We start from the raw sequence: 13119 nt of genomic DNA, 5'->3' as shown, positions 1-13119 counted from the left end.
TTTCCCGTGTGGCTCTATCGACATCACACCGCTGACGACATCATTGATCTCGACCACGAGACCGGCCGCTGGCGCCCCGTCTCGGACGGCGAGATGCCGCCTGGTGCCAAGGTTCTCGCAGACCTGCCCATCGATGGCAGCTACGAGATCGAGGACGAAAAGCGCTACTACGCCTACTGGGCGCCGGACGGTCGCTTCTTCTTCAGATCCTTCGATGGAACGCTGATCGAGATCTGCCACAAGCAGAAGGATGGAAGCATCCTCATGCGCGACCGCGATATGCGTTGCACCATCGAGCCCGCGCGGTATGCCGACGGGCGATTGCGGCAGGGACTGAGCGTGGTGAGGATCCTGGCCGGCAATGGCCGCCAGTTGTATGAGCTCACCTATAACGCTGACTACTACCGTCGCCTGTACCAGTCCGACACAACCGCCGCAGCGTCGGAACGCGACTTGACCGATTGGGACTTCTTTGTCGCCTTGCAGGCGGCTTTTCCGCTGTTCCGAGAGCGCTCGGAGTCCGGGCGGGTTTCACTGACCATTGATCATGACAACACCGCCACCCTCGGCTCGGCAAAGATCGCTCGCGACGAACTGTTGTTCGCGCAAAGCGGCGCGTTGTGCCCTCGTGGCGGCGTCTGGGCTGCGGTCACCGACTTGCGTCACAACGCCAACTTCCAGAAGGGCGAGCGGCTACCGGATCACCAAGGCCGCGCTATTGAATGGGTGTGGACCCGAGAGAGGTGACTCGTTGCGACCCTCGATCTGGGACAGCCGTCAGCGACTCACCGCAGACGGACAGGCTGGGTCCACCCCTTCCCGTCCATTGCAGAACTTGACTCGGCACTCCACCAGCGCGTCATCCGAAAGCTGACCGCAGCGCTTTTCGAATGCCGGGCTGGTCGGAGCGGATCCCTTGCGCTTGAGGTGCGGCAACATGGCTGCAAGCAACTCGGCATCATCGTTCGCAGACTTGTTCGTTGACGTCGGCGTAGGCGCCGGAGGCACGGGCCGAGCGGCTGCGGTGACTTCCTTTTTCGCGGCAGGTGCACTCTCAGTCACCACGCGACGCTCCTTTGGCGCCTCGGGCTTAGCAGTCGTGCGCGGCTCGCTCCCATCTGCCCTCGCCAGCGCCTGCTGGACGTTGTTGAGGCTGGCCGCGACGTTTGGGGAGGACGCCGAAGTGCCCGCAGACGCCGCGGGGGCAGCCGCTATCGCCACTGCCACGTTTTCAATCGAGGCGGCGCCATCGTTTGCAGAAGCGGCCGATGCAGCGGCGCCCGCCAGCGCAGCAAGCCCGACAGGGTCAGAGACCTTCATCACCTGGGCCGACGCAGGCACAGCCACTGGCGCGGCAGCCAAGACGGGCGCTTCTGACGACGACGAGCCCGTCGGCAGCAGCCCGAACTTGACCGCGAAATACACCGCCACCACGCCCAGCGCGAGCACCGACATCCAGAGCACCCGCGTCAACGGCGCGCCATCGCGTGTGCGCGTGTCGCGGCGTGGCGAGCCGTCGATGGTGGCTAAGATGCTCGGCCCGAAGTCGGGGTGCCGCGGCTTGCTGCTGGGCTTGTGCGGGCCGGGGTCGCCAAACAACTGAGGGCGTGTGCCCTTGGCAGGAACGGGCTTGTCTGGCTGGGTCATGGCAAGGGCCGAAGGGCCTTGAAGTCGACGGGGGTGCGCCTGCAGCGCGTGCGGGTGCGCGGATTCTAGAGAGGCCATCCCGGCCAGCAACGCCCCGATGGGGGGACAGCGCAGCGTGCTTGCAACAAGATGATGTGGATTGCGATCGTCGTCGTGTACTTCGTCGGTGCGTGCGCACTGGCAGCCTTGCTCTTGCTGCCATCGTTCCGCGAGGGCGTGGTGCAGCGCGTCACGCAGTGGGGAAGGCGTCTCGCGGGCGCGCAGCAGAACGCTCAACGTGCCGCCACGCGCAATGCGCTTCAGGGTGTTGCCCAGGCCGCCAGCGGCACGCGCTGGATTCAGCGCAATGCCATCCCCCTGTCGATCGCGCTCGCATTGCTCGCCCTGCCACCGATCGTCGTCTTCTCGTTGCGGGCCCTGCACACGCTCGACGCCTACGACGACACCTCTTCCACGCAGGCCGACAGCGTGGTGGCCACCCTGCTACAAGGCGAGCAGTTGGTACCGCCGCCGCCACTGCCGCCCGAGGTGTTCACCACCGCCGAGGTGGAGTTGGTGCGTCCCAAGCTCAGCACCGCCGATCGCCGCTGGGACGCACTCGATGCCGACTTCCGCCAGCGCCTGCTCCTCGCCTACCGGCTGATGCGCGAAGAGCACGGCTACGAGATGGTGCTGATCGAGGGCTACCGCAGCCCCGAGCGGCAGAACCTCCTCGCGAGCCTCGGCGCGCACGTCACCAACGCGGCCGCATGGCAAAGCTACCACCAGCACGGCCTCGCCGCCGACAGCGCTTTCATGCGCGATGGCAAGCTCGTCATCAGCGAACGCGACCCGTGGGCCGCAAAGGGTTACGAGTTGTATGGAGAGGTTGCGCAACGTGTCGGCCTCACCTGGGGCGGACGCTGGCAGAACGCCGATCTGGGCCATGTGGAGCTGCGCAAACCCATCGCCTCCCGCCCGAAAGTGGGGTCCTGAAAACACGCTCCCGCCGTTAGACTTCGGCGCTCGCGCGAGGTGCAGTTCACGCGCGGCGAATCACACAAGGGAGAGATGCAATGGGACGTCCATTCATCGTGTTGAACGACAAGACCGACCATGGTGGCGAAGTCATCGGTGCCTCAGGTGTCACCGACACGCATGGCAAGCGCATCGCACGCGTCGGCGACAAGGTCACCTGCCCGAAGAAGGGCCACGGCACCTGCGAGATCGTCACCGGTGACAACACCATGATCATCGATGGCAAGGCGGCGGCACGGCATGGCGACAAGACCGCCTGTGGCGCGACGCTCATCTCCTCCCAATCCGTCACCACCGACGAGTGCTGATCCGGCACTCCGCTCCATCCGAGCGCTGCTGAGCTTGCGTCGCAAGCACCGCTGACCGCGCCCGGCGCACGTTGTTGTTCCCTCGCTCATGGCCAAAGTCTGGAAGGTTCTCGCACTGCTGGTGGTCGTCACCGCCTTGGTGTGGCTGACGACCCTCTGGCGTTGGCAGTCCGGGCACGTCGACCCGAGCCCCGTGCAGCTGCTGACCCACCTAGTCCTGTTGCCGATGGTGCTGACGCTCGCGCTCATCGCGATGGTGTGGGGGGTGAAGCGCTTGCGGGCCTATGCCGCGGCACCTGTGGTGGCGGCCACGCCCAAAGTCACTGCGCAGCCCACCGCCGCGCTCGCAGCTGCAGCCACGCCGCTCACCAGCCAGGTGCTCGCAGTTGCCGTGAAAGTGCGCGCAGGGGCCGAATGGAAGGCCGCGCAATCGAGCATTGCCAGTGGCGACTGCAAGATCGAGCTCGACAAGCAGATGCGCGACGACGACGGCATCGCGATCTTCACCGCCGCGATGGGCGACCTCTCGACCGACGGCATGGCCGAGACACTCGAAGGCCTGGCGGGATCGAAGCTGCATGGCCTTCCACAAGACTGGGCCGGCGACACCCAGTTCGCCGAGATGCAACGCGCGTTGACGCTGCTCGAAGCCGCCGTGGACGACATGCTCGACAGCGTCGAAGCGCAATGGCCTGCCCTGGCTGTGCCCTTGCCCGCGGCGCGCAGCCAGGCCACTGCGGCCGTGCTGCCTCCCGCCGTCTCCATCCGCGTCGGCATTCCTTCGCTCTGGCCGCTTTCCGCACAGCAGTTGGCCGGTGCGTGGCTGGCGCAACATTTCGAGGCCCACATCGAAGCCGGTCTCGCGGCCGCCGGGCAGTCACGCGCGATGGCGAGCACGGCCCGCGCCGCCGTCCAACTCCACGTGCACCCGGTCGATTCGGCCGAGGCCTTCTGGCTGCTGATGGAGCAACAGCTGCACCAGTGGCAACGCGAGCGCCAGCCTGGCTTGCTATGGGCCCTCGCCGCCGACAGCCTGGTCGGAGAAAGCACGGTCACCTCGCTCACACACGCCAACGAGTTGTTCTCCGGCCGACGCCAGCAGGGCCGCGTGCCAGGCGAAGCGGCGGCCGGCCTGCTGATCGCCACGCCGAACTGGCCCGCACCGCCCGAGGTCAAGCCCCTGGCAACGCTGTACAAGGCGAGCCTGGCGAAGCGTTACAAGTCGGCCGACGCGAGCGGCCGCATCACGCCGCAGACGATGGTCCAGTCGGTGACCGACACGCTGCAAGGCAGCGGCCTCGATGCGGCGCAAGTCCAGCACCTGACCACCGACGCCGACCACCGCGTCTCGCGCACCGCCGAGGTCTTCGAGACCGTGCAGCAGCTGCTGCCGCACCTCGATGCCGGCGAGCACGTGCTGCGCCTGGGCGTGGGCTGCGGTGACGTGGGCATCGCGCGCCTCGTCGCCTGCGCGGCCCTCACCGCCACGCAGGTGCAGGCCTCCGAGGCACCGGCGCTGCTGCTCGGCGCGCACTCGCCCTTCGAGCGCCTGGCCGTGTTGATGACGCCGGCCCTTCCCACACCCGCGCCGGCTCCGGCCGCCGCCCCCGCCGCCGCGCAGGCCGCCTGAACACCCGAACCGGACACCTCGTCATGCAAAGACTCTGGCAGTTTCTTCTGGACGCCCGCACGCTGGCCGTGATCGGCCTGCTGGCCTTGGCCGCCCTGCTCTTCCTGAGCGCCGATGCCCTCAAGGTCGGCGCCATCTGGGCGGTGGCCATCATCGTCACGCTGCTGCTGGTGTGGCTCGTCGTGTGGGTCGTTCGCCGCTGGAAGGCCGCACGCGCTTCGAAGAACCTCGAAGCCGCGATGGACGCCGAAGCCGACCGCGCGATCAAGGCCGCTCCCACGAAGGAGAGCCGTGCAGAGATGGAGGCCGTGCGCCAGCGCATGCAGGAGGCCGTCAAGACCATCAAGACGTCCAAGCTCGGCCTGACCTCGGGCTCCGCCGCGCTGTACGAGCTGCCCTGGTACGCAGTGATCGGCAACCCCGCCGCTGGCAAGAGCACGGCCATCGTGCGCTCGGGCCTCAACTTTCCTTTCTCTGACAAAAGCGCGTCCGACAAAACCTCGTCGGTGATCCAGGGCATCGGCGGCACGCGCAACTGCGACTGGTTCTTCACCACCGAAGGCATCCTGCTCGACACCGCAGGCCGCTACTCCGTTCACCAGGAAGACCGCGAGGAATGGCTCGGCTTCCTCTCTCTGCTCAAGCGCAACCGCCCGAAGGCACCGCTCAACGGCGTGATCATTGCGGCGAGCCTGGCCGAGCTCTCCAACAACAAGCCCGAGTTCGCGATCACGCTCGCCAAGCAACTGCGCCAGCGGGTGCAGGAGCTGACCGAAAAACTCGAGGTCTTCGCGCCGGTTTACGTGGTCTTCACCAAGGCCGACCTGATCTCGGGCTTTGCCGAGTTCTTCGAAGACCGCGACCGCGACGAACGCGAGCGCGTGTGGGGCGCCACCCTGCCCTACGACACCGCGACCAAGGCCGACGTGGTGGCGAGCTTCGACAAGCACTTCGACGAGCTGAACGACGGGCTGAAGGAAGCCTCGACCGTTCGCATGTCGATGCACCGCGGCGAGAAGCTGCCGCCGGGCGTGCTCACCTTCCCGCTCGAGTTCTCGTCGTTGAAGGCGCCGCTGCGCACCTTCATCACCACGCTCTTCGAAGACAACCCGTACCAGTTCCGCCCGATCTTCCGCGGCTTCTATTTCACGAGCGCGGTGCAAGAGGGCCAATCGACCGGCCGCGCGAGCCAGCGCGTGGCCGAGCGCTTCGGCCTCACGCCCGCAGCCGGCACAGCCCCCACGGCCGCGGTCGTGGCGCAGAACGGCTTCTTCCTGCGCGACCTCTTCTCCAAGGTCGTGTTCGCCGATGCCAACCTGGTGAAGCAGTACACCAGCCGCAACAAGCTGCGCTGGCGCTACGCCGCATTCTTCGGCGGCGCGCTGCTGCTCGGCGCCATGCTCGCCGGCTGGACGTGGTCGTACGTCGGCAACCGGCAGCTTGTGGCCAACGTGCAGGCCGATCTCAACAAGGCCATCAAGCTGCAAGAGGGCCGCATCGACCTGCAGTCGCGCCTGGAAGCGCTGGAGATCGTGCAGGACCGCGTCGACCAGTTGCAGCGCTACCGCGAGGAGCGCCCGTGGACCATCGCCCTCGGCCTCTACCAAGGCGAGGCGCTCGAAGCCAAGATGCGCACCGTCTACCTCGCCGGCCTCCAGGAGGTGCTGCTCAAGCCCACCGCGGCGGCGATCGGCGCCTACCTCGGCGACGTGAACGCCAATGCAGCCCAGCTGCAGCCGCTCGGCCGCGCGGCCGACACGAGCGCCACCACCCGCCCTGCCGGCACGACCGCCGCACCGGAGCCGATGGGCGTGTACTCGGCGGCCTCGAGCAGCAATGTCTCCGACGCCTACAACGCGCTCAAGACCTACATCATGCTGGGCGACAAGAGCCGCATGGAGACAGGCCACCTGGGCGATCAGCTCACGCGCTTCTGGCGCGGCTGGCTGGAAGCGAACCGTGGCTCCATGCCGCGCGAGCAGCTCATCCGATCGGCCGAGCGCATCCTCTCCTTCGCGCTGACGCAAGTGCCGGCGGCCGACTTCCCCACCACGCAGACCAACCTGGCGCTGCTGGACACCACGCGCGAGAACCTGCGCCGCGTCGTCAAGGGCATGCCGGCACGCGAGCGTGTGTACGCTGAAGTGAAGGCGCGTGCCGCCACGCGCTTCCCGCCGATGACGGTGGCCCGGCTCATCGACGAGGCCGACCGCGAGATCGTGGCCGGCAGCTACGCGATCTCGGGTGCCTTCACCCGCGAAGCGTGGGACGGCTTCATCGAAGACGCCTTCAAGGAAGCCTCGCTCAAGGAAACGCGCGCCGACGACTGGGTGCTCAAGACCGCCACGCAAGACGACCTCACGCTCGAAGGCAGCCCCGAGCAGATCCGCAAGGCCCTGGTGCAGCTCTACAAGGCCGAGTACGTGCAGGAGTGGCAGAAGTTCCTGCAGGGCGTGACGGTGAAGGAATTCGGCAGCTTCGAGCAGGCCGTGATCCGCATGAACCGCCTGGGCGACCCGGCCGCGTCGCCGGTCGGCAAGCTCATCACCGCGCTCTACGACCAGACCTCGTGGGACAACCCGGGCATCCTCAACGACAAGCTCGCCAAGGGACAGAAGGGCTTCGTCGACTGGTTCAAGCAGTCGATCCTGCGCATGAGCCCGAGCCCGGTCGAAGTGAAGCTCGACGTCACCACCGGCCAGGCGGCCATCCCGATGGGGCCGATCGGCAAGGAATTCGCGGGCCTCACCCGGCTGATGGTCTCGCGCGAGAGCAACCCGGCGCTGATCCGCACCTACCTGCAGTCGCTCTCGAAGATCCGCACGCGCTTCAACCAGATCAAGAACCAGGGCGACTCCGGCCCGGCCAGCCGCCAGCTGATGCAGCAGACGCTCGAAGGCAGCTCCGAGCTGAGCGAGGCCTTGAAGCTCGTCGACGAACAGATGCTCGCCGGGCAGACCGAGGCCGCCAAGGCCACGCTGCGGCCGCTGCTCGTGCGGCCGCTGATCCAGTCGTATGCGGTCATCGTCCCGGCGGCCGAGACCGAGATCAACCGCGTCTGGGCGGCGCAGGTGCACGAGCCCTTCCTGCGCACGCTCGCCGGCAAGTACCCCTTCGACAAGGCCTCGCGCCTGGAGGCCACGCCGGGTGAGATGGCCAAGCTCTTCGGACCCGATGGGGGCATCGCGAAATTCAGCGAACAGGCCCTTGGCGCGCTGGTCGTGCGACGCGGCGACACCATCACCCCGCGCACCTGGGCCGACATCGGCCTGCGCCTGCGGCCAGAGTTCGCCTCGGGCTTCCAGGCCTGGGTGGCCCCGATCGCCGGCCAGGGCGGCTCGGGCGGCGCCAGCGGTGGCGGGGGTGGAGGCGGCGGTGGTGGTGGCACCGAAGCCCAGACCAATTTCCAGATGCTGCCCACGCCCGTGCCCGGCCTCGCCGAGTACACGGTGGAAGTGGACGGCCAGCAGATGCGCTACCGCAACGCCGTGGCCAGCTGGACCAATTTCGTGTGGCCTGGCCAGGGCGCTCCTGGCGTGCGCATCACCGGTGTGACCATGGACGGCCGCACCATCGAGTTCCTCAACGAGCCCGGCGGCTACGGCCTCGAGAAGATGATCAGCAAGGCGCGCCGCAAGAAGCTCGACAGCAACGTCTTCGAACTCTCGTGGCCGAGCGGCAACCTGGCCGTCACGGTGCAGCTGCGCCTCATCGCGAGCGCCGCCGTCGGCTCGCCCAATGCTGCCGGCGCGGCCGACACGCCCAGCGCCTCGGGCGGCCTGAAGGGCGTGCAGCTGCCGCCGCTGGTGGCCGGCCTGCCGCCCACGACAACGACCGGCCCTGTGGCCACGCCGGTCGCCGCCCCGACGGGAGGCAAGCCATGAGCGGAGCCCCCCAGGCGCTCTACTTCGGCAAGCTCCCGTCGCGCGGCGACTTCGTGCGCAGCAGCGCGGGCTCGGCGCTCATCCACAGCATCGACCACTGGATGTCGCAGACGCTCGAGCTGCTCGCCGAAGACACCCGCTGGAAGATCGTCTACGACGCCGCTTCGCCGGTGCACTTCGCCATCCTCGGCACGCAGAGCAACGCGGGCCTCGTCGGCCACATGGTGGCCAGCCAGGACGCTTCGGGCCGCCGCTTCCCCTTCGTGCTGGCCGCCTCGTTCGAGGTCGACGAGCCGCAGCAGTTCCTGCCCTACAGCCCGCAGGCGCTGAGCCCGCTGTGGGGCCGGCTCGACACGCAGGTGCGCGCGGCCCAGCAGGCCACCGACTTCGCCGAAGTGCAGGAGCAGCTGCTTGGCCCGCTCGACCTCGAGATGCAGCCGGCCACGCTGCGCCAGTCGTACAAGGCCTTCGCCCAGCAGCTGACGATCGAGCGACTCGAAGCGGCACTCACGCCGCCCGGCGCCGCGCCCATCTCGTTCCGCCAGACGGCGCTGGCGCTCGGCCTGCTGCTGCAGCCGGTGCTGTCGCAAGGCCATGCCGATCTCAACAAGGGCCTGCTGCTGCCGCTGCCGCGCGACCCGATGCAGTTGCCACACGTGCTCACGATGTGGGTCGACCTGGTCAGCCGCTTTTTCGCCCGCACGTCGGCCGAGACGGCCATCTTCGTCACCATGCACGGCCCGCAACCGGTGCTGGTGATGGGCTTCCACGGCGCGTCGCCGCTCACGCTGCGCTCGGTGATCGACAGCGACACCTGCCGCCAGGACAACGTCACCGTCTCCGAGGCCGAGTGGGTCGAAGACTGGATCGGCTCCGACTACGGCCTGCGCAAGCTCTCCAACCACCTGCGTGACCCGTCGCTCTCGCTCGCCGCCGCGGTGGACCTGTTTCGCGAAACCTTCCTCGGGGAATGAGCATGAGCCTCCCGTCCTTCATCAAGCCTCTGCTGCCGCTCGCGCTGGCTGCAGCCGCCCTGCCCGCTGCGGCGCAGGCCGCCGCCCCGGCCGCGCCCAACCAGGTCGTCGTCGCCGGCACCGTGCCCGACGAGGCCACGCGCAATGCCATCCTCGCGCGGGTACGCGAGCTGTATGGCGCCGAGCGTGTGGTCGACCAGCTCGGCGTCGGCCAGGTCGTCGCACCGCCCAACTGGAGCGGCTATGTGCAGAAGATCGTGTCGCCGCAGCTCAAGCAGGTGTCGCGCGGCCAGCTCGTGATCAGCGGCAACAACATCGAGCTCAAGGGCGAGGTGGCCAACGAAGCGCAGCGCCAGCAGCTGGCAGCCGACATGGCCACGGCCCTGAACCCGACCTACGCGGTGCGCAATGCCCTGCGCGTGGCGGCGCAGGAGCAGACGGTGCTCGACGCCACGCTCGCCAACCGCATCATCGAGTTCGAGCCGGGCAGCAGCGTGCTGCGCCCCGCCGGCCGCGGCATCCTCGACGAGATGGCCGCAGCGCTCCTGAAGATGGGCAGCAAGAAGGTCGAGGTCATCGGCCACACCGACTCGCAAGGCACGCGCGACACCAACATCGTGCTCTCGCTCGCGCGGGCCGATGCCGTGCGCAGCTACCTCGCCGGCAAGGGCGTGCCGCCCTCGCTCATCACCACCTCGGGCTCCGGGCCGGATCGTCCGGTCGCGGCCAACGACACGCCCGAAGGGCGTGCGCGCAACCGGCGAATCGAGTTCCGGGTAAGCCAGTAAGGCACGGACGCGAAGTGCGCCGAACGCTCAGGCGTTCGGGTCCCGCGGCGGCTCGACGCCGAGCAGCTCTTCCACGTGGGCCAATGCGCCCGCGTCCTTGAGCACCGCGCGCAACCACAGGTGCAGGGGCATGTCGCCCCATTGCACGGCCTTGTCGGCGAGATAGGCCACCGGGCTGTGCGGCTCGGTCGCGCGGAAGAAGGCGGCCACCTCGCGCAGCTGCCCGAGCGCCTGCTCGCGGCTTCGCAGCGGGCCACCGGTGACACCGCCCGAAACACCGCCGGCGGCGCCCTGCGCCGTGCCGTCGGCGCCCGCTTCTGCCCCGCCCGCGGCCGCACCCGAGATCGCGCCGGCTTCGCGCGCGAGCCGCTGCAGCTCGTGCAAGGCCGAAGCAAGCGCCTCGCGCGCCGAGACGAAGCTCGGGCCGTCAGCGCCCAGCTTCGAATCGACGAGGCCCTGCCAGCCGTTGATCAGCTGCAGGCTGGCCTCGAGGGCCGCCACCGAAGCGCGCAGATCGTCTTTCGGCGTCTCGCGCAGCGCGCGGTTGAACTTGTCGAGCGTCAGCGCATCCTCGGGCAACGGCTTGTCGGGTGAAGGCTGCAGCGCGCGCGCGGCAAACATCTGCTGCAGCGAATACGTGCCGGCACGCCCCTTCGTCACAGGCGCCGAGGTCGACAAGGGCCCCAGCCGCCCGAGGAACCAGCCCAGGTTGCCGATGCGCTGCTCCTGGTCGCCGTCTTCGGGCTGCGGGTAGAAAGTGTCCCAGTAGCGCTCGCACAGATCGGCGCACAGCGCGATGCCGTCGCGCAGGCCGGCATAACCGCGCGTGAGCGTCGCCGCTTCGGCCCACCACATGGCGAGGCGCAGGTCCTTGGACTTGCTGCGCAGCAGCTCGCTGCAACGATCGACCACGCCGGGCCAGTCGGCCACCTTGAGCGCGGTCACCCACTCGCCCTGGTCGAGCGTCGGGTCGTCCTCGCGGCGCATCTCGGCGATCTGATCAAACTCGGCCGAGAACGACAGGTCTTCGCCACTCGGGGCCGCGTCGGAGATCGGTTGCAGGAGCTCGTCGGTGTTCATGGGCAGGCAGTGTAGCGGCGGGGTTTCGCGCGCTGCCTAGAATGAATCATGACTGCCACACCCTCGTTCGGGGGCCCTCCGGAGCATGGCATCCACACCGTGGACACCGGCTTCCACCGCCCCGACTTCGATGCCGCCTACCTGATGGTCGAAGACGGCCGCGCGGCCTTCATCGACACCGGCACCACGCACAGCGTGCCCCGCCTGCTGGCGGCGCTTGCTTCGGCCGGCCTCCGACCCGAAGACGCCGACTGGGTCATCGTGACCCACGTCCATCTCGACCACGCCGGCGGTGCCGGTGCCTTGATGCAAGCGCTGCCCCATGCGCGCCTGCTGGTGCACCCGCGCGGCGAGCGCCACATGGTCGACCCGAGCGCACTGATCGCCGGCGCGAGTGAGGTCTACGGCGCCGACGAAGTGGCACGCGCCTACGGCACGATCGCGCCCATCCCGAAGGAGCGTGTCGTCACGAGCCACGACGGCATGACGGTGCAGCTCGCCGGTCGCACGCTGACGCTGCTCGACACGCCCGGCCACGCGAAGCACCACCACTGCATCTGGGACGAGCGCAGCAGGAGCTTCTTCACCGGCGACACCTTCGGCCTCTCCTACCGCGAGTTCGACACCGTGCGCGGCCCTTGGCTGCTGCCGACCACGACGCCGGTGCATTTCGATCCCGCGGCACTCAAGACCTCGGTGCAGCGGCTGCTGTCGTACGCGCCGGAGTCGATGTACCTCACGCACTACGGCCGCGTGCAGGGCGTCCCCACGCTCGGCGCGATGCTGCTGGAGCAGATCGACGAGCTGGTGCAGCTCGCCACACCCTTGCGTGATGTGCCGCAGCGTCACGACCAACTCAAGCAAGCCCTGGGCGATGTCTACTTGCGCCGCGTGCGCGCACACGGCTGCACGCTGCCCGATGCCGAGGTGCTGCACCTGCTCGAGAACGACATCGAGCTCAACGCGCAAGGCATTGCCGTCTGGCTGGAGGGAGACAAACGATGAGCCACGTCCACTTCGCGCTGAACGACCAGGTCGTCATCGTCACCGGGGCCTCGCAAGGCATCGGCGCGGCCTGCGCCGAGCGCCTGTCGCAAGACGGCGCCGGCATCGCACTCTGGGACGTCGACGATGCGCGCGGCCAGGCCCTCGCCGCTTCGCTCGCGGCTCAAGGCCGGCGAGTGCACTACGTGCACTGCAACGTCGCGATCAAGGCCGAGGTCGTTGCCGCGATCACCGAGACGCTCAAGGCCTTTGGCCGCATCACCGGCCTCGTCAACAACGCCGGCATCTTCAAGGCCGCCGACTTCCTCGACATCACCGAAGCCGACTGGGACGCGGTGATCGACGTCAACCTCAAAGGTGCCTTCCTCGTCGGCCAGGCTGCCGCACGCGAGATGGTGAAGTCCGGTGGCGGCGCCATCGTCAACATGAGCTCGGTCAACGGCGTGATGGCGATTCCCAGCATCGCGAGCTACAACGTGAGCAAGGGCGGCATCAACCAGCTCACGCGGGTGATGGCGCTTTCGCTGGCCGACAAGGGCGTGCGTGTCAACGCCGTCGCCCCCGGCACCATCGCCACCGAGCTCGCGCGCAACGCCGTGCTCGGCAGCGAAGAAGCCAAGCAGCGCATCATGAGCCGCACGCCGATGAAGCGCCTGGGCGAGCCGGAAGAGATCGCCGAGGTCACCGCATTCCTCCTGAGCAGCGCTTCCAGCTACATGACCGGCGAGATCGTCTTCGTCGATGGCGGCCGCATGACGCTCAACTACACCGTTCCCACGACCTGAT

Annotated in this window: 11 protein-coding genes; 9 read left to right on the top strand and 2 right to left on the bottom strand. The window is 68.2% G+C overall.

Annotated features, from left to right (window positions below; translation table 11 throughout):
• Positions 1 to 6 precede the first annotated feature (6 nt).
• Positions 7 to 747 (top strand): hypothetical protein, encoded by a 741-nt coding sequence (locus JI745_RS22735; protein ID WP_201812087.1) that lies wholly within the window; start codon positions 7 to 9, stop codon positions 745 to 747.
• A gap of 30 nt (positions 748 to 777) precedes the next feature.
• On the opposite strand, the gene JI745_RS22730 is transcribed toward JI745_RS22735, so the two are convergent.
• Positions 778 to 1647, bottom strand: a complete 870-nt coding sequence (locus JI745_RS22730; protein WP_201812086.1) for a hypothetical protein — start codon at positions 1645 to 1647, stop codon at positions 778 to 780.
• 132 nt (positions 1648 to 1779) lie between these two features.
• Here JI745_RS22730 and JI745_RS22725 point away from each other — a divergent pair, with 132 nt between their 5' ends.
• The 6 genes from JI745_RS22725 to JI745_RS22700 all read left to right on the top strand — a co-directional run bounded on the left by JI745_RS22725 (position 1780) and on the right by JI745_RS22700 (position 10248).
• The gene (locus JI745_RS22725) at positions 1780 to 2622 is read left to right on the top strand and encodes a M15 family metallopeptidase (protein ID WP_201812757.1); all 843 of its coding nucleotides are present in this window, start codon (positions 1780 to 1782) and stop codon (positions 2620 to 2622) included.
• An 80-nt stretch (positions 2623 to 2702) separates the two neighbouring features.
• On the top strand, positions 2703 to 2972 hold the full coding sequence (locus tag JI745_RS22720) for a PAAR domain-containing protein (protein WP_201812085.1): 270 nt from the start codon (positions 2703 to 2705) through the stop codon (positions 2970 to 2972).
• A gap of 88 nt (positions 2973 to 3060) precedes the next feature.
• Entirely contained in the window at positions 3061 to 4602 is a 1542-nt protein-coding gene (locus JI745_RS22715; protein ID WP_201812084.1) for a hypothetical protein, read from the top strand.
• 23 nt (positions 4603 to 4625) lie between these two features.
• Positions 4626 to 8486, top strand: a complete 3861-nt coding sequence (gene tssM / locus JI745_RS22710) for a type VI secretion system membrane subunit TssM (RefSeq protein WP_201812083.1) — start codon at positions 4626 to 4628, stop codon at positions 8484 to 8486.
• Positions 8483 to 9460, top strand: a complete 978-nt coding sequence (tagF, locus tag JI745_RS22705) for a type VI secretion system-associated protein TagF (RefSeq protein WP_201812082.1) — start codon at positions 8483 to 8485, stop codon at positions 9458 to 9460. Before tssM ends, tagF begins: the two co-directional genes overlap by 4 nt.
• A 2-nt stretch (positions 9461 to 9462) precedes the next feature.
• Positions 9463 to 10248, top strand: coding sequence for an OmpA family protein (locus JI745_RS22700; protein WP_236675100.1), 786 nt, complete (start codon positions 9463 to 9465; stop codon positions 10246 to 10248).
• Positions 10249 to 10275: 27 nt separating this feature from the next.
• Here JI745_RS22700 and tssA read toward each other — a convergent pair whose 3' ends face one another.
• A complete protein-coding gene (gene tssA / locus JI745_RS22695; protein WP_201812080.1) occupies positions 10276 to 11328 on the bottom strand; it encodes a type VI secretion system protein TssA in 1053 nt (350 codons plus the stop codon).
• Positions 11329 to 11376: 48 nt separating this feature from the next.
• Between tssA and JI745_RS22690 the strand changes: the two genes are divergently transcribed.
• Together JI745_RS22690 and JI745_RS22685 are read left to right on the top strand one after the other, a co-directional pair.
• The gene (locus tag JI745_RS22690) at positions 11377 to 12333 is read left to right on the top strand and encodes an MBL fold metallo-hydrolase (RefSeq protein ID WP_201812079.1); all 957 of its coding nucleotides are present in this window, start codon (positions 11377 to 11379) and stop codon (positions 12331 to 12333) included.
• Positions 12330 to 13118, top strand: coding sequence for an SDR family NAD(P)-dependent oxidoreductase (locus tag JI745_RS22685; protein WP_201812078.1), 789 nt, complete (start codon positions 12330 to 12332; stop codon positions 13116 to 13118). The genes JI745_RS22690 and JI745_RS22685 overlap by 4 nt, the downstream gene beginning before the upstream one ends.
• Position 13119: the final 1 nt, after the last annotated feature.

It is taken from the genome of Piscinibacter sp. HJYY11, assembly GCF_016735515.1.
In the GTDB taxonomy this organism is placed as follows: domain Bacteria; phylum Pseudomonadota; class Gammaproteobacteria; order Burkholderiales; family Burkholderiaceae_C; genus Rhizobacter.
Note: the sequence above shows the minus strand (reverse complement) of the source record. Positions and strands in the feature narration are given on the sequence as shown.

Bases quoted from the DNA above. Each gene is read 5' to 3' on its own strand.
- JI745_RS22730 (WP_201812086.1), bottom strand. From the start codon at position 1,647: ATGACCCAGCCAGACAAGCCCGTTCCTGCCAAGGGCACACGCCCTCAG.
- JI745_RS22725 (WP_201812757.1), top strand. From the start codon at position 1,780: ATGTGGATTGCGATCGTCGTCGTGTACTTCGTCGGTGCGTGCGCACTG.
- JI745_RS22720 (WP_201812085.1), top strand. From the start codon at position 2,703: ATGGGACGTCCATTCATCGTGTTGAACGACAAGACCGACCATGGTGGC.
- JI745_RS22715 (WP_201812084.1), top strand. From the start codon at position 3,061: ATGGCCAAAGTCTGGAAGGTTCTCGCACTGCTGGTGGTCGTCACCGCC.
- tssM (WP_201812083.1), top strand. From the start codon at position 4,626: ATGCAAAGACTCTGGCAGTTTCTTCTGGACGCCCGCACGCTGGCCGTG.
- tagF (WP_201812082.1), top strand. From the start codon at position 8,483: ATGAGCGGAGCCCCCCAGGCGCTCTACTTCGGCAAGCTCCCGTCGCGC.
- JI745_RS22700 (WP_236675100.1), top strand. From the start codon at position 9,463: ATGAGCCTCCCGTCCTTCATCAAGCCTCTGCTGCCGCTCGCGCTGGCT.
- tssA (WP_201812080.1), bottom strand. From the start codon at position 11,328: ATGAACACCGACGAGCTCCTGCAACCGATCTCCGACGCGGCCCCGAGT.
- JI745_RS22690 (WP_201812079.1), top strand. From the start codon at position 11,377: ATGACTGCCACACCCTCGTTCGGGGGCCCTCCGGAGCATGGCATCCAC.
- JI745_RS22685 (WP_201812078.1), top strand. From the start codon at position 12,330: ATGAGCCACGTCCACTTCGCGCTGAACGACCAGGTCGTCATCGTCACC.